Origin of the sequence: Carnobacterium sp. CP1, from assembly GCF_001483965.1 — a bacterium.
Lineage (GTDB): Bacteria > Bacillota > Bacilli > Lactobacillales > Carnobacteriaceae > Carnobacterium_A > Carnobacterium_A antarcticum.
Genome location: NZ_CP010796.1, coordinates 1323126 through 1344188, shown reverse-complemented (window position 1 = coordinate 1344188; position 21063 = coordinate 1323126). Strand labels below are relative to the sequence as shown.

At 38.7% G+C, this 21063-nt stretch carries 22 protein-coding genes; 15 read left to right on the top strand and 7 right to left on the bottom strand.

Annotated features, from left to right (window positions below; translation table 11 throughout):
• Positions 1–11 precede the first annotated feature (11 nt).
• The 7 genes from NY10_RS06300 (at position 12) to NY10_RS06270 (ending at position 6602) form a co-directional block, all read left to right on the top strand.
• Complete coding sequence (locus tag NY10_RS06300) at positions 12–827, top strand: ABC transporter permease (protein ID WP_058919166.1); 816 nt, start codon at positions 12–14, stop codon at positions 825–827.
• Entirely contained in the window at positions 824–1657 is an 834-nt protein-coding gene (locus tag NY10_RS06295; RefSeq protein WP_058919165.1) for an ABC transporter permease, read from the top strand. Before NY10_RS06300 ends, NY10_RS06295 begins: the two co-directional genes overlap by 4 nt.
• Positions 1654–2727 carry an ABC transporter substrate-binding protein gene (locus tag NY10_RS06290; RefSeq protein ID WP_058919164.1) on the top strand — a complete coding sequence of 358 codons (1074 nt, stop codon included), beginning with the start codon at positions 1654–1656 and terminating at the stop codon, positions 2725–2727. The genes NY10_RS06295 and NY10_RS06290 overlap by 4 nt, the downstream gene beginning before the upstream one ends.
• A gap of 277 nt (positions 2728–3004) precedes the next feature.
• Positions 3005–3463 carry an ASCH domain-containing protein gene (locus tag NY10_RS06285; protein ID WP_082664201.1) on the top strand — a complete coding sequence of 153 codons (459 nt, stop codon included), beginning with the start codon at positions 3005–3007 and terminating at the stop codon, positions 3461–3463.
• Between the two features lie 60 nt (positions 3464–3523).
• Positions 3524–4195: a ribose-5-phosphate isomerase RpiA gene (rpiA, locus tag NY10_RS06280; protein WP_058919163.1), complete on the top strand. Its 672-nt coding sequence runs from the start codon at positions 3524–3526 to the stop codon at positions 4193–4195.
• Between the two features lie 110 nt (positions 4196–4305).
• On the top strand, positions 4306–5607 hold the full coding sequence (locus NY10_RS06275; RefSeq protein WP_058919162.1) for a pyrimidine-nucleoside phosphorylase: 1302 nt from the start codon (positions 4306–4308) through the stop codon (positions 5605–5607).
• Between the two features lie 179 nt (positions 5608–5786).
• Positions 5787–6602, top strand: coding sequence for a formate/nitrite transporter family protein (locus NY10_RS06270; protein ID WP_058919161.1), 816 nt, complete (start codon positions 5787–5789; stop codon positions 6600–6602).
• 55 nt (positions 6603–6657) lie between these two features.
• Here the strand turns inward: NY10_RS06270 and NY10_RS06265 are convergent, their stop codons facing one another.
• Positions 6658–6876 carry a hypothetical protein gene (locus NY10_RS06265; RefSeq protein ID WP_058919160.1) on the bottom strand — a complete coding sequence of 73 codons (219 nt, stop codon included), beginning with the start codon at positions 6874–6876 and terminating at the stop codon, positions 6658–6660.
• 354 nt (positions 6877–7230) lie between these two features.
• On the opposite strand from NY10_RS06265, the gene NY10_RS06260 reads away from it, so the two are divergent.
• The 4 genes from NY10_RS06260 to NY10_RS06245 all read left to right on the top strand — a co-directional run bounded on the left by NY10_RS06260 (position 7231) and on the right by NY10_RS06245 (position 9815).
• Complete coding sequence (locus NY10_RS06260) at positions 7231–7941, top strand: AzlC family ABC transporter permease (protein WP_058919159.1); 711 nt, start codon at positions 7231–7233, stop codon at positions 7939–7941.
• Positions 7938–8261: an AzlD domain-containing protein gene (locus tag NY10_RS06255; protein ID WP_058919158.1), complete on the top strand. Its 324-nt coding sequence runs from the start codon at positions 7938–7940 to the stop codon at positions 8259–8261. Before NY10_RS06260 ends, NY10_RS06255 begins: the two co-directional genes overlap by 4 nt.
• Positions 8262–8415: 154 nt before the next feature.
• Positions 8416–8952 carry an acyl-CoA thioesterase gene (locus NY10_RS06250; protein ID WP_058919157.1) on the top strand — a complete coding sequence of 179 codons (537 nt, stop codon included), beginning with the start codon at positions 8416–8418 and terminating at the stop codon, positions 8950–8952.
• Between the two features lie 35 nt (positions 8953–8987).
• Positions 8988–9815 carry a GNAT family N-acetyltransferase gene (locus NY10_RS06245; RefSeq protein WP_058919156.1) on the top strand — a complete coding sequence of 276 codons (828 nt, stop codon included), beginning with the start codon at positions 8988–8990 and terminating at the stop codon, positions 9813–9815.
• Between the two features lie 206 nt (positions 9816–10021).
• On the opposite strand, the gene fni is transcribed toward NY10_RS06245, so the two are convergent.
• From fni to NY10_RS06215, 6 genes are all read right to left on the bottom strand, one after another.
• The gene (gene fni / locus NY10_RS06240; protein WP_058919155.1) at positions 10022–11095 is read right to left on the bottom strand and encodes a type 2 isopentenyl-diphosphate Delta-isomerase; all 1074 of its coding nucleotides are present in this window, start codon (positions 11093–11095) and stop codon (positions 10022–10024) included.
• Positions 11096–11135: 40 nt separating this feature from the next.
• Positions 11136–12215, bottom strand: a complete 1080-nt coding sequence (locus NY10_RS06235; RefSeq protein WP_058919154.1) for a phosphomevalonate kinase — start codon at positions 12213–12215, stop codon at positions 11136–11138.
• A 46-nt stretch (positions 12216–12261) separates the two neighbouring features.
• Complete coding sequence (gene mvaD / locus NY10_RS06230) at positions 12262–13239, bottom strand: diphosphomevalonate decarboxylase (RefSeq protein ID WP_376821390.1); 978 nt, start codon at positions 13237–13239, stop codon at positions 12262–12264.
• Entirely contained in the window at positions 13229–14170 is a 942-nt protein-coding gene (gene mvk / locus NY10_RS06225; protein ID WP_156413277.1) for a mevalonate kinase, read from the bottom strand. Before mvk ends, mvaD begins: the two co-directional genes overlap by 11 nt.
• 99 nt (positions 14171–14269) lie before the next feature.
• Complete coding sequence (locus tag NY10_RS06220; RefSeq protein WP_058919151.1) at positions 14270–15628, bottom strand: tripartite tricarboxylate transporter permease; 1359 nt, start codon at positions 15626–15628, stop codon at positions 14270–14272.
• Entirely contained in the window at positions 15628–15888 is a 261-nt protein-coding gene (locus NY10_RS06215; RefSeq protein ID WP_058919150.1) for a hypothetical protein, read from the bottom strand. The genes NY10_RS06220 and NY10_RS06215 overlap by 1 nt, the downstream gene beginning before the upstream one ends.
• Positions 15889–16128: 240 nt before the next feature.
• On the opposite strand from NY10_RS06215, the gene coaA reads away from it, so the two are divergent.
• The 4 genes from coaA to NY10_RS06195 all read left to right on the top strand — a co-directional run bounded on the left by coaA (position 16129) and on the right by NY10_RS06195 (position 21017).
• On the top strand, positions 16129–17052 hold the full coding sequence (coaA, locus tag NY10_RS06210; RefSeq protein ID WP_058919149.1) for a type I pantothenate kinase: 924 nt from the start codon (positions 16129–16131) through the stop codon (positions 17050–17052).
• A 124-nt stretch (positions 17053–17176) separates the two neighbouring features.
• Entirely contained in the window at positions 17177–18733 is a 1557-nt protein-coding gene (gene guaA / locus NY10_RS06205) for a glutamine-hydrolyzing GMP synthase (RefSeq protein ID WP_156413276.1), read from the top strand.
• Positions 18734–18955: 222 nt separating this feature from the next.
• A complete protein-coding gene (locus NY10_RS06200; protein WP_058919148.1) occupies positions 18956–20287 on the top strand; it encodes a TerB N-terminal domain-containing protein in 1332 nt (443 codons plus the stop codon).
• A gap of 490 nt (positions 20288–20777) precedes the next feature.
• A complete protein-coding gene (locus NY10_RS06195; RefSeq protein WP_058919147.1) occupies positions 20778–21017 on the top strand; it encodes a hypothetical protein in 240 nt (79 codons plus the stop codon).
• Positions 21018–21063 lie beyond the last annotated feature (46 nt).

Below are 21063 nucleotides of genomic sequence, written 5' to 3'. Positions count from 1 at the left end.
AGGCAAAACAAATGACTAAACAATCTAAAGCTCTTTATTTTATACCTTACAGCATCTGGCTGGTTTTATTTGTGATTGCTCCATTACTCTTGATCTTTTATCAGTCTTTTTTTTCCATTGATGGACAGTTTACAATTGAAAACTATAAAACGTACTTTGAGTCCAGCACTTATTTGACGATGACGTTAAATTCCGTTTGGTATGCTTTTTTGATCACTGTTTTGACGCTGCTCATCAGTTACCCAACAGCCTACTTGCTGAATAAAACCAAGCACAAGCAATTATGGTTGTTATTGATCATTTTACCGACATGGATCAATTTGCTGCTAAAGGCTTACGCGTTTATTGGTATTTTTAGTGCCAATGGATCAGTCAATGATTTTCTGGCATTTATCGGAATTGGCCGGCAACAAATTTTATTTACGGATGTCAGTTTTTTGCTGGTAGCTACTTATATTGAGATTCCTTTTATGATTCTGCCTATTTTTAATGCACTAGAAGAATTAAACCCTTCTTATATTAGTGCAAGCCGTGATTTAGGGGCAAATAATGTTGAAACGTTCCGGCGTGTGATTTTTCCTTTGACCTTGAGCGGTGTGAAAAGCGGTGTACAAGCTGTTTTTATTCCTTCTTTGTCGCTCTTTATGTTGACCCGTTTAATCGGTGGAAATCGCGTGATAACACTTGGAACAGCTATTGAACAGCACTTTTTAGTAACGCAGGACTGGGGAATGGGTTCGACGATAGGCGTGGTGCTGATCGTCGCTATGTTGCTTATCATGTTGGCAACAGGAGAAAAGCGAAAGAAAGGAGAGAATCATAAATGAAAAAGAAAAAATTTAAACTCTCCAATCTTTATTTGATCTTGGTTTTTGCGGTTCTTTACGCTCCTATTTTTTATTTGATTTTTTACTCTTTTAATGCGGGCGGGGATATGAATCAGTTTAGCGGGTTTACTTGGGATAACTATACGGCTGTTTTTGAAGACGTTCGGTTGATTACAATTGTTTTGAATACATTCTTGGTAGCCTTATTGTCTTCTTTGATTGCAACTATTGTTGGAACTTTTGGAGCATTGGCTATTTACTACACTAAGAAACGACAAACACGCAACGCACTTTTAAGTATGAACAATATCTTGATAGTTTCACCAGATGTTATCATCGGAGCCAGCTTTCTGATTTTATTCACTTTCATTGGTTTTGGACTAGGTTTTGCTTCGGTATTGCTGGCTCATATTGCTTTTAGTATACCCATTGTGGTTTTAATGGTGTTGCCTAAATTAAAAGAAATGAACGATTCAATGATTATGGCAGCTCGTGATCTAGGGGCCAATAATTGGCAAGTATTGAGCAAAGTGATTTTGCCCAGCATTACACCAGGGATCCTAGCAGGATTTTTTATGGCATTTACGTATTCACTGGATGACTTTGCGGTAACATTTTTTGTAACAGGCAATGGGTTCACAACATTAGCAGTAGAAATCTATTCGAGGGCACGCCAAGGTGTTAGCTTGGAGATCAATGCATTAAGTGCGTTAATGTTTATCTTTTCGTTAATATTGGTTATTGGGTATTACTTTATCCAACAACACAATGTGACAAAAAAACAAAAAAATAAAAAATTGCATCAAACTGAGGCGGTGACTATGCGATGAAACGTTTGATCACTCTCGTATTATTGATTTTAATGGTTAGCGGCGGAATTTATTTTTCAGTCAGCCAACTCAATAAAGCGCAAGGCATTACATCTGATAATACATTGAGTCTCTACAATTGGGGAGATTACATCGACCCAGCGTTGATCACAAAGTTTGAAAAAGAAACAGGCTATCGAGTTTCTTATGAGACTTTTGATTCGAATGAAGCCATGTACACTAAAATTGAACAAGGGGGGACAACTTACGATCTGGCTGTTCCCAGTGAATACATGATTCAACGGATGATCAAAGAAGATTTATTGGTTAAATTAGATCATGAAAAAATAGCAGGGATGGCAAACTTAGATGAACAGTTTTTAAATAAAGCCTTTGATCCGGAAAATCAGTATTCGATTCCGTATTTTTGGGGAACGTTGGGCATTATTTACAATGATAAATTTATCGCAGAAGACGCGATTCAGCATTGGGATGATTTATGGAACCCAGATTTGAAAAACGATGTGATGTTGATAGATGGAGCTCGTGAAATTATGGGATTATCCTTAAACAGTTTAGGCCATTCGTTAAATTCTAAGGATCAAACAGAGCTAGAAGCAGCAGCTGAAAAATTAGATGGTTTGACTCCTAATGTCAAAGCGATCGTCGCAGATGAAATAAAGATGTATATGATTCAAGAAGAAAGTTCTGTAGCGGTCACTTTTTCAGGTGAAGCTGCAGAAATGTTGGATGGAAATGATCGATTGCATTACGTTATCCCAAGCGAAGGTTCGAATGTTTGGTTTGATAACTTTGTGATCCCTAAAACAGCTGAAAATTTGGACGCTGCTTATGCCTTTATCAATTTCATGTTGGAGCCGGAAAATGCAGCCCAAAATGCTGAGTATGTAGGGTACTCTACTCCAAATAAAGTCGCAATGGAATTGCTGCCAGATGAACTCACAGAAGATGAACAGTTTTATCCAGATTCAAAAACGATGGAAAATTTGGAAGTCTATGAAGACTTAGGCAGAAAGTACATTGGCATTTATAATGACTTTTTCTTGGAATTTAAAATGCATCGAAATTAATAACAGATAAGTTTAACACAATCTTCTTTAGTGGAAGATTGTGTTTTTTACTGCTAAAAAAGTTGTGCTAGAATCTGAATGAATGACAAAATAATAATAAGTCAGCTGACTCAAAGAAAAAAATTGAAACCGAACAAATTTTAACGGATTATGGTACAATACTCTTTGATTGTTAGTTAGTATGAGTAGCTAAGTACGATGCATGAGACAGAAAAAAATTTACGAAATGAACTTAATTTGCCTGTTTCACAGTATCGAGAAAAGTAAGGGTGGAGCAATGATAAACGAATCAGCAAAAGAATTATGGGAGAATTTCAACCTGCAAATCCCTAATTTGCCAAGTCATTATGAATTATTGTCATTCGGGGATAACGAAAGCACTGCAAATGAAGCAGCTGCATTGGTGTTAGAAGGTTTGAAAACGGCTAGGACGACGTTATTGTCAGAATACGAAGATAATGATCGACCAGTGCCGCAAAAAGGTGATTATTCCATTATTTTAGACGGCAATCAACAAGCGATTGGTGTAGTTCAAACATTGAAAGTTTCCATCATGCCGTTTGATGAAGTGACGGATGAGATAGCTTACGAAGAAGGTGAAGGCGACCGAACTTTGACGAACTGGCGTAAGGTTTATCAACCTTATTTTCAACATCAATGTGAAAATAAAAACCAACTGTTTTCAACGACAATGGAGATTGTCTGTGAACAATTTGAATTAGTGTATGCAGCCTGACAGCAAGAAGATGTGATGTGAATCTAGTACTTTCTGAAACAATTTAGGAGGAAAACAGACATGAATATCAAACAAATGGTTGGAGAAAAAGCAGCAGAGTATGTGAAAGACGGGATGGTCGTTGGACTGGGGACAGGTTCAACAGCTTATTATTTAGTTGAAGCACTGGGTCGGAGAGTGCAAGAAGGTTTGACGATGACTGGTGTAACGACTTCATTGCGTACCAAAGAACAAGCAGAAGCATTGGGCATTCCGTTAAAAGATTTAAATGATGTGAAAGAAATCGATTTGACGATTGACGGAGCAGATGAGATCAGCAGCGATTACCAAGGCATAAAAGGCGGCGGTGGTGCTCATTTATTTGAAAAAATGGTAGCTGATCACTCTAAAAAAGTCATGTGGATCGTGGACAGCAGTAAAATGGTCGAAACGTTAGGTGCTTTCCCATTACCTATTGAAGTCGTGACGTTTGGTTACCAACAGCTATTTCGTTTATTTGAAGCAAAAGGGTACCAGCCGACTCTTCGTTTAGATGAAGCAGGCCAAACCTACATTACCGATGGCGGTCATTACATAATTGATTTGCATTTAGGGGAAATCAAACACCCTCATACACTGGCTGCTTGGTTAGATAGTTTAACAGGTGTGGTAGAGCACGGACTCTTTTTAGATCAGGTCGATACCATCTTGGTTGGGCATAAAGACAGTGTCGAAGTCATAACGGCTCGTTAAGGTCAACCCGCCGATTTACGGTGGGTAAACTTTCAAAACCATTGAAACCGTTATCATTTCGTTGTATGATAAGATAAAAATGTAATAGCAACTAGAAGGGAATAGATAAGATGAGAATAGTAGATTTGATTACTAAAAAACAACATGGGGAAGCATTAACAACTGAGGAAATTGATTTTATGATACAAGGGTTTACAGCAGGAGACATTCCTGATTATCAAATGAGTGCGATGGCGATGGCCATCTATTTCAAAGATATGAACGATCAAGAACGAAGCGACTTGACGATGAGCATCGTTCGTTCCGGCGAGACGATTGATTTATCCGCTATCCACGGCATAAAAGTAGACAAGCATTCTACAGGCGGCGTAGGAGACACAACTACTTTAGTTTTGGCGCCTTTAGTGGCCAGCTTAGGAGTTCCAATCGCTAAAATGAGCGGGAGAGGGTTAGGCCATACCGGCGGAACGATTGATAAGTTAGAAGCTATTCCTGGTTTTCATGTGGAGTTGACGGAAGAAAAATTTATTGAATTGGTGAACAAAAATAAAGTAGCGGTCGTGGGGCAATCGGGTAATTTAACCCCAGCCGATAAGAAATTGTATGCTTTGCGAGACGTCACAGGAACGGTCGATTCCATTCCATTGATCGCTAGTTCGATCATGAGTAAAAAAATCGCTTCAGGTGCAGACGCTATTGTGTTGGATGTTAAAACTGGCGCGGGAGCATTCATGAAGACAACTGAAGACGCACGTGAATTAGCTCATGCAATGGTAAAAATCGGTAAAATGGTGGGACGTGATACCATGGCCGTTATTTCAGATATGAGCCAACCATTAGGATTTGCTATTGGAAATGCTCTAGAAATCAAGGAAGCGATTGATACGTTAAATGGCCATGGCCCTGCGGACTTAGTCGATTTATGCTTAACGCTAGGCAGCCAAATGGTTCATTTAGCAGGAGTGGGAAGTGATTTGTCAGAAGCCAGAGCTTTACTGGAAGAAAATTTGACGAATGGAAAAGCATTGGAAAAATTCAAAGTTTTTGCTGCTTCTCAAGGTGGAGACATTTCAGTTATTGAGAATCCTGAATTATTGCCACAAGCCGCTTACGAAACAGAAGTTCTGGCTGATCGTGACGGAAAGTTGTCTCAAATTGTTGCCGACGGTCTAGGAGTAGCTGCGATGATGTTAGGAGCCGGCCGCGCCACAAAAGATAGCGAGATTGATTTAGCTGTTGGCCTGGTTTTGCATAAAAAAGTAGGAGACGCTGTAAAAAAAGGCGATCCTCTGCTAACAATTCATAGCAACCAACTAGAAATTCCTGAAGTAGAAGAAAAAATATGGGAAAGCTTAACCATTTCAGAAGAGGCAGATCCTATTCCTTTGATTCACGAAGTTATAGTTGATTAAACTATTCACAATCAAAATTCAAAAAAGTATTGCTTAAAATGAAATAAAAAGGTATTCTAACTATAATAGATAGATTGCCTTTTTATTTTTTGCGTTTACATGTGATTAGTTGAGCAATTAAACCGTAAGAAAAAGAGCGAAGTGATTATACTGCTTGTTGAGCAGAGAGGAGAAAAGCAATGTACACACCAGAAGAAATAATGGAGCTGGTTATCGCAACCGGCCAAAAAAAAATCAAAAAAACACTACAAGCAAAATGGATTCTCGGTTTTTTAGGCGGAGCGTTGATTGCTTTGGGTTATTTAGGGTATGTGCGAGTAGCAGCACCTATGATCGAAGAGTGGGGTAGCTTAGCAACGTTTATTGGAGCGTGTGTTTTTCCGATAGGACTGATTTTGATTTTATTGGGAGGCGGAGAATTAGTTACCGGCAATATTATGGCCGTTTCTCTTGCTTGGTGGGATAAAAAAGTCACTACCAAAGAACTGTTAAAGAATTGGGCAGTGATTACGGCTGCTAATTTGATCGGAGCCGTAGCTGTTGCTTATGTTTTTGGACATGTGCTCGGATTGACAAGTGCTGAGCCGTATTTGCAGGAAACCATTTTAATAGCACAAGCGAAAATCTCTGCCCATCCATTAGAAGCCTTTCTATCAGGGATTGGAGCTAACTGGTTTGTAGGAATGTCTTTATGGTTATGTTATGGAGCTAAAGATAGTATGGGGAAAATCATGGGAGTCTGGTTTCCGGTAATGACTTTTGTTGCGATCGGCTTTCAGCATAGTGTGGCGAATATGTTTATCATTCCAGCAGCTATTTTTGAAGGTGGCGCTACATGGAGCCAATTTATTGCTAATGTGGTTCCTGTTTATTTGGGAAATGTTGTAGGCGGGGCTATTTTTGTTTCGTTATTTTATTACCAAGCTTATCATCAAAAGGCGGCTGAGCCATTGGCTGAACCAGAGGCAACACTGCATACTATCATCAAAGAGTAACGGAAAAATTAAAATGAACCAACAGATAAAATGAGCTTTCGTTTTATCTGTTGGTTCATTTTTTTTGGTCTTGATCAGGACCTACAAATAAATAGCGCAAGACAAGCAAGACAATGCTGAAGATACCGATAATCAAAATAAAACTCATTGTCGCATGTAAAACAGCCCAAAATCCTCCACGGATAATGAGATTTCTTAAGCCGGAAAAAAAGAAATAACTGATAAAGTACACGATACTCATTAAGAAACTGCCATAAACAATTCGTTTTAACATATTTAGCCCACTTTCAAAGGTTTACTATTGCTTTAGTATACCAAACAACTAAGGTGAGACAAAGCAGAACTGAGAGTGTGCGTACCTTATGGACAGAGGCTTAAACTCTTTATGGTCCACAAAAGGGGTTTGCGTACCTTAAGTACAGAACTTTAGAGTTTTTACGGTCCTCAACTAGCATTATCCAATCCAATCGGATCTTTTCGGCTGTCGGCCGAAAAGCACAACTTAAAAGCTTGTTACTAAGATGAGACATGGCAGAATCCACTAGAAAGTTTAAAAAGAAAAATGAAAAAATGATGAGAGTTGTGCTATACTTGCTGTTAAAGTTTACAAACCGAGAGGAGCAAGGAGATGGAAAGACAAGTTTGGCAGGCAGGATTTAAATCGATTTATCCTGTGCTGATTGGGTACATACCTTTAGGAATGGCTTGTGGCATGCTATTATATGACGCTGGATTTTCTATTCCGGCTATTTTTCTGATGAGTTTATTGGTTTTTGCCGGTGCAAGCCAATTTATGGCTGCATCGATGGTTGTGATGGGGGTGACGGCATCAGCTATTATTACGATGGTTTTTTTCTTGAATTTACGACATTCATTAATGAGTTCTAGTATGTCGCGCTATGTTAAAAAAAGTTCGGTGCCCTTTATTTTGCTTTTCAGCCATACGTTAGCCGATGAAGCTTATGCCGTGAATTACAATCAATTTCAAAATCATGACTGGACAGCTCAGAAAGCATTAGCGGCTAATTTATGGGCTTATTTAACTTGGAGCATCAGTACAGCTATTGGCGGGTGGATTGGCAGCACATTGGCGATCAATACGACCATTATGAATTACGTCTTGATCGCCATGTTTATTTATCTGCTAGTCAATCAATTGGTTTCTAAACTAGTTGTTTTTGTCGGATTGTTTTCAGGAGTTGTCTCTATTATTTTGATGGTTGTATTGAAACACAACATTGCTCTCGTTATTGCAGCAATTTTAGCTTCTTTTGTCGGGTATTTTGCAGATAGCTACTTGACGAAAAAGAAAACCAAAGAAAAGGGGTGGGCACAATGAACTCAAATCCTTGGCTCCTGATTGTTGGTATGGCCATCGTCACTTATTTGCCGCGCATGATCCCGTTGTTAGTCTTGAGCAAACGAACGATTCCTGAAAAACTAGAGAAATGGATGTCTTTTATTCCAGTTTCTATTTTTTCAGCTTTGATTTTTTCAGATATTTTTTTCTGGGAAGGGAAATTGAACTCAAATCCATTGATCAACGTTAAGCTGCTGCCTTCCATATTGGTTTTTATTTTTGCTTATTACACGAAAAATCTATTGTGGTCGATGGCTTTGGGAGTCTTGAGTATTACATTAATGGTGTATTTATTTTAAGCAGAGAGCGCGTTCAAAAATAAACATGCTGATGTACAGAAAATAGATAGTCTGACTTTGCTGTTCTTAAATGGCTTATTGCTCGTTTCAGCAGAAAATCATGCTATAATTGGTGCTGAAGGAACAAGTATCAAGAATAGTTGGAGGAAAGAGAATGACTGAAAAAATGAAACGAGAAACTAAAAAATGCATTCAGACAAAGGTAGTGCAAACGCATCGCGTTTTGCCATCCGATTTAAACCATCACCAAACTTTATTTGGCGGAAATTTAATGAGCTTGATTGACAATACAGCATCTATTTCAGCTGCACGTCATTCACGTGGTGTAACCGTTACAGCTTCAATGGACTCTCTTGATTTCTTACATCCTATTTATGGAAATCATTCGGTTTGCATTGAAAGTTATGTATCCGGAGTGGGGAAATCATCAATGGAAGTATTTTGTAAAATTATGGGAGAAGACTTGATGACTGGAGAACGCTATTTAGCGGCTACTAGTTTCGTTACGTTTGTATCCATGAAAACAGAGTCGCATCCAAATGTACTCGTCCCTTTAATTGAACCGACGACAGAAGAAGAACGATTAGTCTGTGAAGGTTACCAGCAACGTCGTGAAAAGCGCATCAACAATCGTGATTTTAACGAACGCTTTGCCAATGCGATTTCTTATGAAGCTCCTTGGGAAGCATAAAAAAATAAACAGTCGATTCATCAGGAGGGATAGCGTTGATTTATAAATGCATTGAAGATCATCGAGAGCTGCTGCTCAACTTTTTAGCGGTTGACCCCATCATGAATTTATTTGTGATTGGAAACATCGAAACATATGGATTTGATTCACTTGATCAAGATGTCTGGGCTTACACAGATGACAGCAGTCAAATTACTGGGATTTTGTTAAGATATAAAGAAAATGTCATTCCTGTTCATGGAGAAAATTTTGACGGGTTTGAAACGTTCCTGCCTTTGCTGCAAAGTTTAGATGAAATCACTGCTGTTAGCGGTGCAAGTTCGACCATTGAACAGTATGCTGAATTTTTACCTGAATTAGAATTGACAGAAACCACAATAGCTTTATGTCAAGATTTACTGGAAAGTCCCAAAAATATTGATTTAGTAGAACCACTGAAAAAAATTGGTATACCTGCTTACTTAACGTTTCAACAGGAATGTTTTGGGAAAACAACCGAGCAAGAGCTGCCTTTATTAGAAGCAATGAATGCAGACACAATTTTGATTCACGTAATCAAAAACGATAATGGAGAAATTCTTTCTGCTGGACGTTTGGCCGTAGAAACAGCCGAAGCTGGAATGATCATTGATATAGGAACGATTGAATCAGAACGAGGCAATGGGTATGCTTCAGCCATCATCGCTTCGCTTGTGCAGCATTGTCAGCAAAAAGGTAAAAAAGCTTGCTTGTTTTATAGCGATGCTAGCGCAGGCAGACTGTATCACCGTTTAGGTTTTCAAGATACTGAGTTGAAATGGAGTATGTTAAAGCCGAGAGAAGAAAAAGACAAGAAAACATTGTTTGAAGAATTAACCACTTAAAGGCTTCTGAACCTAAAAAAGCTTGAAACACCTTCCTTTTCAAACTGGGAATGTTTCAAGCTTTTTTTGTTGCTATCTGAATCATTTTTAATTCAATTGAGTATACGGGGTAGCTTTAGTAAACAAAGACAAAAAACTCCCCATTTTGTTGTGTGCTTGTTGAAACAAACATCAAAAAAGAGAGTTAGTCATTATTCAATTCAGTATTATTTTTTGGGAAGAGTTGAACGGGTCGCAAAATTTTTATAAGTGATTTCGCGTGCTTGACACCAATCTTTTACTTCACCGGTTAAAATAAGATCCGTTTGCTGCAGTTCAGCAATTGTTTTTTTGCCTAGCAGCGTCATAATGGTTCTTAATTCATCTTTCCAATGATTAACTTGAACGATCGTTTCATCAACGCCATCTTTAATGATCATATGCAAGAGTAGACCAGAAATGCCAACCGCTTTTGCTCCTAAAGAGAGAGCTTTTACGATATCCAGAGGGTGGCGTATTCCGCCGGAAGCTAGTATTTCAACGCTTTCCAAGTGAGATTGAGCTTCCAATAACGAAATAACGGTGGATTGTCCCCAGTTTTCCAAGTAATCCAGTTTATTTGTTTTACGGCGGTAATTTTCAATTTGAGCAAAATTCGTTCCGCCTTGGCCGCTGATATCAATAGTAGCTACTTTAGCAGCGCGCAATTGAGCAATGGTTTCACGGCTCATGCCAAAACCTACTTCTTTAGCAATGACAGGAACTTCGACAGCGGCCACTATTTCTGCCAATTGCGGCAGCCAATTCGAAAAGTCCCGATCTCCTTCAGGCATGATCAATTCTTGCGGAGCATTGATATGGATTTGTAAAGCGTCGGCTTTTAATAAGTCGATGGCTTTTTTTGCATTTTCTACGGTTTGACCGGCTCCTAAATTAGCAAAAACTAGTCCAGTAGGGTTAACTTCACGAATAATTTGAAAGCTGTCCAGTACAGTCGGATCTTTTAGAGCAGCACTGACAGAACCAGAAGCCATGGCGATTCCGGTTTCGCGTGCAACGATCGCTAATTTTTGGTTGATTTTTTTCGTCCAATCGCTGCCGCCAGTCATGGCGTTAATGTAAAAAGGGTATTTCAATTGAAAGGTTGCAAATGAAGTAGAGAGGTCCACTTCTTCAACCGCTAACTCAGGAAAAGAATGATGAACATAACGTAAAGCATCAAAATCTGTCTGCTGATCCTTTTGAAAAAACTTCATTCCCAAAGAAACATGCTCATTTTTTCGATTGTTTTTCGGCTCCATTAACGTCACTCCTTCTATCTAAAATATGATGATTCAGACACTACTTTTCAGCCTTTGTGTAAACATGGAGCGGCAAATTGGTAATGTCTTTTTCTTCCCAAGCGGTCATTAAAGAGAGCAGCCCTTCTTTACGGTCGAATAAAACAATTCCGCAATCGCCGCCGCCTGCACCCGAGGATTTAGCTGCACCATTGTATGTTTCAGCTACCTCGCACAATTGGGTCAAAGATGGAGTCTCAATGGTGACGCCAGTGTCTTTGCTCATTTGAACTAATAATTCACGATTTTTTCTAATTTGTGTTTGAATGGCTTTAATATCGCCTGCTTGAAAAGCTTCAATCATCCGATTGACACACAGCGCGCTTTCTTTTAAAAATACTTCGTACGCTTGTTTGTCGCGGCTGCGCTGGTTGGTTACTTCATCAACCAAATGAGACGTTGAAGCCGGTGAGCCTGTCCAGCCGATTACCAAACGCAAATCTAAAGGAGGCGTTAAAGGTGTAATCGAGAGATGAGGCCATTCTCGTTCGATCAGCGTTTTGACACTTTGGTTTTGTTCTTGCTGTTTCAACACCCATTCACGATCAAAAGTCGTGAATGCCAACCAGCCTCCATAAACGCTTGCAGCAACATCGCCACAAGAGCCATTGCTTTTTACGGAAAGATGAGCCAGTGCTGCTAGTTTGAAAATCGTTTCATTATTAGCCCCTAAGTCATAATACTGACAAAGAGCTTGTACAGTCGCAACAGTTACAGCAGCACTGGAACCTAAACCGTACTTGCGGCCATTAGAACTGTCCAACTCACTGTCGACCATTAAGCTGTAAAAAGACAGTTCTTTGCCGAGTTCTTTGGCGTAACTTTCTGTCACATTGATAGCCGCTAAAATATAGTGAAAAGGGTTCTCCCGTTTATCTAATACCAATAAATCATTTTGTCTTCTCCATAAAACAGGTAAATTACCATACTGAAAAGAAGTGATACTGCCAACATTTTCTGTTTTTTCTAATGATACGGTGATGAACTGATCAATAGCTACCAAAATGGCAGGGTGACCAGGTTCAACAACCGCATACTCACCTGCAATATATAACTTTCCAGGCGCAGAAACTTCGATCATTTAAAGACTCCTCCTTAAGCAACTTCAAAAAATTGCCGGTATAAAATTAATTAGACATGATTTGAAGCCCTTTTCCAGGACGCGAAACGATCAATTGTTCAGTCCGGAAGACTTCGGCGAAACGAGCCTTGATTTTTTCACTGTCGCTCAATCGGCACAAGACTTTGACATTTGGTCCAGCATCCATTGTAAAGTAGCAAGGAATGCCTTCTTTTCGCAATTGACGCACTAATTGCATCGCAACGACGCTATAGGGTTCCCAATAAGAAAGCGGCGGGTTAGCCCCTAACATCGTTCCATGCATTTTCATGCCGTTGCTCTCAGTTATTTCGCCAACTTTTTGAAAATCATGTGAATGAATCGCTTTTTTGATCTCGATCAAATCTTTAGCCGTGCTCTCCAGCCAGCCCGCGTAAAAAGGGGAAGTTTCGACGGTGTTTTTCATACCATCCCGACTAGACACTTCTTTTTGACGGCTATTGACGACCACAACGAGCATACCGATATCCCAGTTTGCGTCATCAATCGGAACAGCATAAGAATCTTCTGAAGAAGTACCCATTTGCCATTCAACAAATCCGCCATAGATACTGCGAGTAGCTGAACCGGATCCTCTGCGCGCGTAGGTTGATAATTCTTGGTCTGGTAAATTTAACCCGCTGGCTAAATTAGCTGCTCCGGCCAAAGCAGCCATCCCAGAAGCTGAAGAAGCTAAGCCGGCAGCAGTAGGCACAAAGTTGGTGCTTTTGATCAAAGCCGGCGTTTGGATGCCAGTTGGCTCTCTAAACAACTTTAAAAAGCGACTGACTTTTTGAGTCGCTGCTTCATTTTGTAAAACGCCATTTAAGTAAAATGTATCTTGGGTTATGTCTTCTTTAAAAGCTACAGAAGTTTCTGTATAAAAAGCATCCAGTGTCAAAGAAAGACTGCTGCTCGTTGGCAAAATAGCTGCTTCATCCCGTTTGCCCCAATATTTGATCAAAGCAATATTCGTGTACGCACGAACTTTTTTCTCAATCGTCACGTTTGTCATCTCCCATTTGGTAAGTCCAAGTATTGACTGCACCTGCATCTAGCAAAGCACTAGAAACAGCAGCAGCAGTTTCTTTATCAGCTGTCAAAGCAATCATGCACCCTCCACGACCGCCACCGGTCAGTTTGGCGCCTAAAGCTCCAGTTTTCACAGCAACTTGGACCAAATCATCCAACATACGGTTGCTGACGCCCAAAAAGGCTAGCTGTTCATGAGCTTGGTTCATATGCACGCCCAATTCTACAGGTTTATTGCCTTCAATTGCAACTTTAGCTTGTTCAGCTAAGCGGCCTAAAGTTGCGATTGCGGTATGTGTCAGTTCTGGAGCTGTTTTATACAAATCAGCGATACTATTGACTGCTTCTTTAGTTTGCCCGGAAATACCCGTATCGGCAACGACTAGATAAGCGGTCAGGTTAAGCGGAAAAGGCACGAAAGGTTGGCCTTTAATAAAGAAAAGCGGGTCTTGTCCGCTCGTCATGGCGGCATCTAAACCGCTTGGATTGCCGTGCGCAATTGTTTCTGAGATATTGGTCAATTCCAATAATACTCCATGAGATAACGGTTCTTCAAAAAAACGATAAAGTGCACGAATGGTTGCCACAGCTACAGCTGCGCTAGAACCCATGCCTCTTTCTGGAGGAATGGTACTCTTAATGGTGATGTTAAAGTCTTGCAGCGGCTGATTCAATCGAGCCGCTGTTTCAGTGATAACGGCCACTAAATTAAGCAAACGTTCAGGAGCTTTAGAAAGGGCGCCTTGATAAAATACGCAGTCTAAAGTGACAGTTCCTGAAGTTTTTGTGACAGTCGTTTCAATGGATGTTGCTAGGAAGGGGAGGGCCACAGCAGGTTCGCCGTAAACGACGGAATGTTCCCCCATTAAAATGATTTTTCCGTTTGATGTACCTGTTGCTTTCATGATATTACTCCTTTTTTGTTTCATCTAACCAGCAAATAGAAAAAGCAAATGAAAGAAAGCAGCCATCAAAGGCTGGTTCCTTTCCTAGTTATAAAGCTTTTACAGACTAGCTAGTTTTTCAATAATCCATGGCGCAGCGTAGAGCGTCATAAATTGAATGCCGTAATTTACGCCCATCTTATTCAGTGTCCCACAGGTAATACCAATTAACAATACTCCAAAGATATTAATCAAGCCGGCGTCCATATAGGCCAATAGCAAAATGAATGAAATGAACAACCCTAAAACAGCTTCATGTGGGATTTTTGTTAAAACAAATTGCGAAATTTTTCCTGCATACCGAATAATAATAAAATAAGAAATGGCACTTGAGATCACTGCTCCAACCAAGATAGCCCAAGTGAAATCGGCACGACTTAAGAGATGGTGCAAATTGTGATCGACTGTGAAAACAGGCGGTGCGTTAAAGAGAGCACTCCCGGGTCCAATTGATGTAGGCGATAAAGGAATGCCCAAAGCAATCAAAGGAATGATGATTCCAGATAAGTAAGTTGAATGAGCTAAAGCACTCATTGTTGTAACCGCAGTTGACGCTTTTTCGATAGGGTCTTTCTTACGATTCGCAACGGCTTCACCAAATAAAATAATTAATCCAACAGGGCTTAAAACAAATAAAAAGTTCGAGAAAAAAGACGCCAATGAAGCAGACGTGACTTCCTGTTTGGTCAAAATTTTAAAAGGGTTTAATGTCTTTTCTTCATTTAAGTTTTTTGGGATGGTGATGACCTTTAATTTGTCGGTCAGCATGTCGGTGCGGCTTTCTTTGTTTAATAAAGAAAAAAGCGAAATAATCAATGGGCCGATCGTGATGCCCAGAAAAAAAGATGTTGTAATATTAGTATCTGCTGGGACTATGCCGGTGCCCCAATATAGATAACGCAAACTTTGAAACAATAACGCTAAGGGGATGATGCTGAAAAGAGCTAATAGTTTATGTTTTCCGATCAAAGACAAAAAAATAGCACCGAGAACAAAGAGCAGCGATGCATAAGGTTGGATCGTCGCAGCAAAAGGGGCTAATAGGTTAGCCAGCACTAATGCGACAGGGATCGAAATGGCCGTTCCAATAAGCGAACCGGCAGCCATCTTTTTGATCGTAATCGTGGATAAACCTCGATTTTTTAAGTATAAGGCGTGCTCGATCATAGGGCTGGATAAAACACCGCCCGGTAATCCCACCAGTGCAGTAGGCATCGAATTAGTTAAATTTAAAGTTATGATAGCTGATATGAAAAAAGTTAAAATGATGATCGGCGGCGTTCCAGCCAAAATCAATGCTAATGAAACGGGCACTAGAACGGAGGTTTCATCCGTACCGGGAACAAACCCAATAAAGGTATACAATGCGACCGCCGCTAAAGAAGCGACAACCATTTGAAACAATAAAATAATATCCATCAATCGTGTTCTCCTTGTCCGTTAGTTTGTTGGTTTTCATCCGTTTTAAGAATCCGTTTGGGTTTAATAAAGACGGTTGAAATAATAAAACCAATCACTGCGCCTGCTAAACCAAAAAAAAGCTGTTTGGTCTGGTCATCGCTCGGAGCAAGGAAAAAAGCGCCCATCGTTGAGCCGCTTGAAATACAAATAGCCAATACTAAACTACGAAGTTCAACAACATCGCCCCAAATTTCAACCAAGTCTTTTTTTTCTTTCATTTTTACACTCTCCTTTATACTGTTTCTTACTCCTTCAAAACAGCAAGTGTCACTAACCTCACAAAAAAAGTTGAGAGAATTCCCAACAAAACTATAGTACACTAAATGAAACAAAAAAGACTAGTTAAGTTTCTTTTAAGACGAATGCTGGTTTTAAAGGGATTTTCATAGAAAGCTATAAAAAAGATGTTTTCTTTGGTACAATTATGCGGAAGTTTAAGAAACTTGGAGGCTTATTAGATGAAAGAATCAGCAACGTTTCATATTATTGAACGAAATGAATGGAAAGAATTGAATAAAAATACTGCCGCACCTTTAAGCCACCAAGAATTAGAAGAACTGACCGGATTAAATGACCGTATATCTCTAACAGACGTGGAAGAAGTTTACGTTCCCATCGTACAACTTTTATCTATCTATATGAAGCATTATGAACAACTGCAAGCTCAAAAAAATAATTTTTTGGGACAAGCAGTTAAAAAGAAACCTTATATTATCGGGATAGCAGGGAGTGTAGCTGTGGGAAAAAGCACGACCGCACGCTTGCTGCAAATGATGCTGTCACGTGTCTATAAAAATAAAACCGTTGAAATGATCACGACAGATGGTTTTCTTTACCCGAATGAGGTTTTATTGAAAGAAAATTTAATGGATCGTAAAGGATTTCCGGAAAGTTATGATATGCCTCGATTGATCTCTTTTTTAGGCGATATCAAAAATGGAAAAGAAAACATGGTTTCTCCTGTTTATTCGCATGAAGTTTATGATATTGTAGAAGGAGAATACCATATCTTGAACCAGCCAGACATTTTGATCGTGGAAGGAATCAACATCTTGCAATTGCCCGCTAATGAGCAAATTTATGTGAGTGATTTCTTTGATTTTTCGGTATATGTGGATGCTGAACCCGCACAGATCGAAAAATGGTACTTAGAACGATTTGGCTTGTTGTTAGATACAGCTTTTACCAAACCTGACAACTATTATTATTCTTATGCCCAAGGCAATCGTGAAGATGCATTTGCCATGGCTCGGGATGTTTGGAAAAGAGTCAACTTGCGGAATTTGACGGAATACATCCTGCCGACACGAAATCGAGCTGATTTGATCATTCATAAGAGCGGAAATCACGTTATTGACCAACTATTACTGCGAAAATACTAAAAAAAAAGCAGAAAAGCGTTTTCGGTATATTGACCTGTATCGCTAGAGCCGATACAATGTACCCAAGTAGAGTTTATAAGATAAACGGTTTAATGAACAAAAAATATTAGATGAGGTGAACTGCGTGGCAATTGTTACTGATTTAACGGAAGTTGAAAAAATTATCGTGCTTGATTTTGGGAGCCAATACAATCAATTGATTACACGACGTATTCGTGAATTTGGAGTGTATTCTGAATTGATTTCTCACAAAACGACAGCTGAAGAATTAAGCAAAATGAATGCAAAAGGAATCATCTTCTCAGGTGGGCCAATGAGTGTTTATGACGAAGGAGCTTATTCTATCGACCCAAAAATTTTCGAAATGGGTATTCCTATTTTAGGGATCTGTTATGGAATGCAGCTAATGACAACAGCACTAGGCGGAACAGTTAAATCTAGTTCAAACCGTGAATACGGCAAAGCCAGCATCGACATTACAAATTCGACGGCACCTGTCTTCAATTCTTTAGCACAAGAAGAAACGGTTTGGATGAGCCATGGCGATTTAGTGACTCATGTACCTGAAGGATTTGAAGTTTCAGCAACGAGTCCTCACTGTCCGATCGCTTCAATGTTTGATCCTGTCAGAAACTTCCATGCGGTTCAATTCCATCCAGAAGTTCGCCATACTGAACAAGGAAATGAAATGTTGAAAAACTTTACTTTCAATGTCTGTGGATGCGAAGGAAACTGGAGCATCAGCAATTTCATCGAATCTGAAATCGCAAAAATTCGTGAAACAGTCGGCGACAAAAAAGTTTTACTAGCCTTATCCGGCGGAGTTGACTCAAGTGTTGTAGGCGTCTTATTGCAAAAAGCCATTGGCGACCAATTGACGTGTATCTTTGTTGACCACGGCTTGTTGCGTAAAAACGAAGGCGACCAAGTAATGGACAGTTTAGAAGGCAAATTCGGCTTAAACGTTATTCGTGTAGACGCGAAAAAACGCTTCATGGATAAATTAGCCGGTGTCAGCGATCCTGAACAAAAACGTAAAATCATCGGAAATGAATTTATCTATGTTTTTGATGACGAAGCGACAAAATTAAAAGGTATCGAATTTTTGGCACAAGGGACGCTTTACACGGATGTGATCGAAAGTGGAACCGATACGGCTCAAACGATCAAATCACACCACAACGTTGGCGGACTTCCTGAAGACATGCAATTTAAATTGATCGAACCTTTAAACACTTTGTTTAAAGATGAAGTTCGTGAATTAGGAATCGAATTAGGCATGCCTGAAGCTCTTGTTTGGCGCCAACCTTTCCCAGGCCCTGGATTAGGTATCCGTGTCCTTGGTGAATTGACAGAAGAAAAATTAGAAATCGTTCGTGAAAGTGATGCTATTTTACGTGAAGAGATTGCAGCAGCAGGTCTTGACCGTGACATTTGGCAATACTTCACCGTTCTTCCAGGAATCCGCAGTGTTGGAGTTATGGGAGACGGCCGGACATACGACTATACAGTCGGTATTCGTGCTGTAACGTCGATTGACGGCATGACAAGCGACTTTGCACGTATTCCATGGGACGTCTTGCAAAAGATCTCTGTGCGCATCGTAAACGAAGTAGCACACGTCAACCGTATCGTGTATGACATTACGAGTAAACCACCAGCAACTATAGAGTGGGAATAGTTGCAGATAGATACACGTTTTAGATTGTTGACGTAATAAGCTTTTAGCTTAATCATCACACTGTTTAAACATGAAAATATACCTTGAACCTGCTATAATGTAACTGCATTGTGACCATTGAAGCTAGTCTTAATTGACTAGCTTTTTAATTTAACTAAAATTTAGAAAATAAAAACCATATTTAAAAAATTTGATATATAGTATTTTTAGGGAGGAATAATAATGGGACTATTTGACTTATTCAAGAAAAAAAAGAAAACTACGTCACAAAACAATACCAATAATAACTTAGATATTTTTACTAAATCCATTCCACTTAATGTAAGGAAGCTACTTTTTATTTCTGAAACAAGAACAGCTGTTAATAAAAACTCAAATACATATAACGGAATAACTATTACGCTCGGTTCTGAAAGCGATTATGAACCATCAGAGATTATAACCACCCTACCTGTTATCAAAGGAAAAGCTGAACCATTGGGATACTATCCTTCTTACTATGAAATGTCACCTGAACAAAGATATAATTATTTAACCTTTTTGACTAATATCAACGAACACGCTGATATCGGATATATTTTTGTGTATTATTATGGTTTGGAGAGAAAAATTTTTTTGGATGATAGTTTATATGAAGCTGTTGACATGATAACAACCTTACAAAAAAAACATAACAATCGTTCCTTTATCGCATATTCTAATGATGCTTTAATATATGCAGCTATGAAGAAAAAAGATCCCAACATTTTACTTAATATTAATTTAGATACCTTAAGACCTGAATTGTTATTTTTAGTAAAAGGATCTTTCATTGGGGAATTTAATGCTGCGGATTTAATGGCATTGGCAAAAGGAGTAGGTTTTACTAACAATAGATATATAAAATCAACACCCGAGATATTTCAAAAAAAATTAACAGAACTATTAATTAAAAATTATGGTTCAAAAAATTATAGGCTAGATAAATCAATGAAAATGGATACACATGAAAAAATTAGATTAACCTTATCAAATATTTCTATAAAAAATAGAGAATTTGAATATCCAAACACTTTACTAAGTTCTAAAATTCAATCTGATATTTATTTATTACTAAAAGAAAGTCATGAAATGACTAAAAAAGATGTTGCCAACATGCGCAAAACTAAAAAAGAAACACTTCCTGAAAGTACCAATGAAGTAAATCTACCAAAAAAAGAAAAACCAGTAATTTTCATTCCAACTGATAATTTAACATTGAAAGAAAGAATACTTTTATCAAAAGAACCATTATCAGATGGATTTGATGAAGAAATCAAAGGGATTAACTATTATAAGCAAGGAAAATATAAAGAGGCAGAAGACTGGTTATTACGGTCTGTAAAAGGAAATTTTAATGCACCAGCCTTGTACGAAAAACTTGGCATTTTATACCGTAAACAAAAACGTTATAATGATGAAGTAGAAATTTTGAAAATCGGAATAACAAATGTTGGATTTAATCCAAAATTAAACGAACGACTTGCTAAAGCAATAGAAATCAATGAGAAAAATAAACTCAAATCAAAAAAATAGGTCACAATGACTATTGAAATAATAATCTATTCTCATTGTGACAATCGAAGCTAGTCTTAATTGACTGTTTTTTTTATTATCTTACTGGCAATTTTGTATATTGCCCTTTGGAAAAGCTGGAAGTAACCAGTTAAACATAAATCCGTTGTGGCCTTAGCCGCCGTCTAAATACGAGAAAAGCGACTTACTCTTTATTGAGCAGGTCGCTTATTTTTATACACTGAACTAGTAAATCTTCTTTCTCTTTAGGAGATAGCTGTTTAACTTTCTCGATCTCGTTATCTTCATCAATATCAAATTAAAAAAATTCTGTGTATGACATACTAAAACCCTCAATTAACTTATCCAATGTTGGAACTGAAAGATTAAACTTTCCATTTTCAACTTATTAACATACCTAAAATTTAAAATAAGTGGTCGACTGAACAAACATTCAAAACAAAACAAGAGCTACTTGATTCATCAAATGCATTATTCGGAGGTGCTTAAAATGGGACAGTTATGGAAAACTGCTTCTGATGAAATATCTCGTAGGTCTAATCGTTCCGAAACTTCTGAGCATTTTGAATTTAAAGAACTATTTTTATTAAGTCCTCACTCACTGCTTGAACTTCAAAAAGTTAAAAAATGGCGACAAGAGAAGTTTCCACGTGAGAAAGGACGACCTACAGTTGGTCATGAATCACATAAAAAATTTTATGACAGATATAAGCTGAATTTCAAAAACTAGTTGACCCTCGCCACTCGCTTGATAAAATGCCATAAAGGAGCTAATT

What these genes read in the sequence shown, in the direction of transcription:
- NY10_RS06295 (WP_058919165.1), top strand. Translation starts at nt 824, where the DNA reads ATGAAAAAGAAAAAATTTAAACTCTCCAATCTTTATTTGATCTTGGTT.
- mvk (WP_156413277.1), bottom strand. Translation starts at nt 14,170, where the DNA reads ATGAAAGCAACAGGTACATCAAACGGAAAAATCATTTTAATGGGGGAA.
- NY10_RS06220 (WP_058919151.1), bottom strand. Translation starts at nt 15,628, where the DNA reads ATGGATATTATTTTATTGTTTCAAATGGTTGTCGCTTCTTTAGCGGCG.
- NY10_RS06275 (WP_058919162.1), top strand. Translation starts at nt 4,306, where the DNA reads ATGAGAATAGTAGATTTGATTACTAAAAAACAACATGGGGAAGCATTA.
- NY10_RS06235 (WP_058919154.1), bottom strand. Translation starts at nt 12,215, where the DNA reads ATGATCGAAGTTTCTGCGCCTGGAAAGTTATATATTGCAGGTGAGTAT.
- fni (WP_058919155.1), bottom strand. Translation starts at nt 11,095, where the DNA reads ATGGAGCCGAAAAACAATCGAAAAAATGAGCATGTTTCTTTGGGAATG.
- NY10_RS06200 (WP_058919148.1), top strand. Translation starts at nt 18,956, where the DNA reads ATGGGACTATTTGACTTATTCAAGAAAAAAAAGAAAACTACGTCACAA.
- NY10_RS06195 (WP_058919147.1), top strand. Translation starts at nt 20,778, where the DNA reads ATGGGACAGTTATGGAAAACTGCTTCTGATGAAATATCTCGTAGGTCT.
- NY10_RS06260 (WP_058919159.1), top strand. Translation starts at nt 7,231, where the DNA reads ATGGAAAGACAAGTTTGGCAGGCAGGATTTAAATCGATTTATCCTGTG.
- rpiA (WP_058919163.1), top strand. Translation starts at nt 3,524, where the DNA reads ATGAATATCAAACAAATGGTTGGAGAAAAAGCAGCAGAGTATGTGAAA.
- NY10_RS06290 (WP_058919164.1), top strand. Translation starts at nt 1,654, where the DNA reads ATGAAACGTTTGATCACTCTCGTATTATTGATTTTAATGGTTAGCGGC.
- NY10_RS06255 (WP_058919158.1), top strand. Translation starts at nt 7,938, where the DNA reads ATGAACTCAAATCCTTGGCTCCTGATTGTTGGTATGGCCATCGTCACT.
- coaA (WP_058919149.1), top strand. Translation starts at nt 16,129, where the DNA reads ATGAAAGAATCAGCAACGTTTCATATTATTGAACGAAATGAATGGAAA.
- NY10_RS06300 (WP_058919166.1), top strand. Translation starts at nt 12, where the DNA reads ATGACTAAACAATCTAAAGCTCTTTATTTTATACCTTACAGCATCTGG.
- NY10_RS06265 (WP_058919160.1), bottom strand. Translation starts at nt 6,876, where the DNA reads ATGTTAAAACGAATTGTTTATGGCAGTTTCTTAATGAGTATCGTGTAC.
- NY10_RS06285 (WP_082664201.1), top strand. Translation starts at nt 3,005, where the DNA reads ATGATAAACGAATCAGCAAAAGAATTATGGGAGAATTTCAACCTGCAA.
- NY10_RS06270 (WP_058919161.1), top strand. Translation starts at nt 5,787, where the DNA reads ATGTACACACCAGAAGAAATAATGGAGCTGGTTATCGCAACCGGCCAA.
- NY10_RS06215 (WP_058919150.1), bottom strand. Translation starts at nt 15,888, where the DNA reads ATGAAAGAAAAAAAAGACTTGGTTGAAATTTGGGGCGATGTTGTTGAA.
- NY10_RS06250 (WP_058919157.1), top strand. Translation starts at nt 8,416, where the DNA reads ATGACTGAAAAAATGAAACGAGAAACTAAAAAATGCATTCAGACAAAG.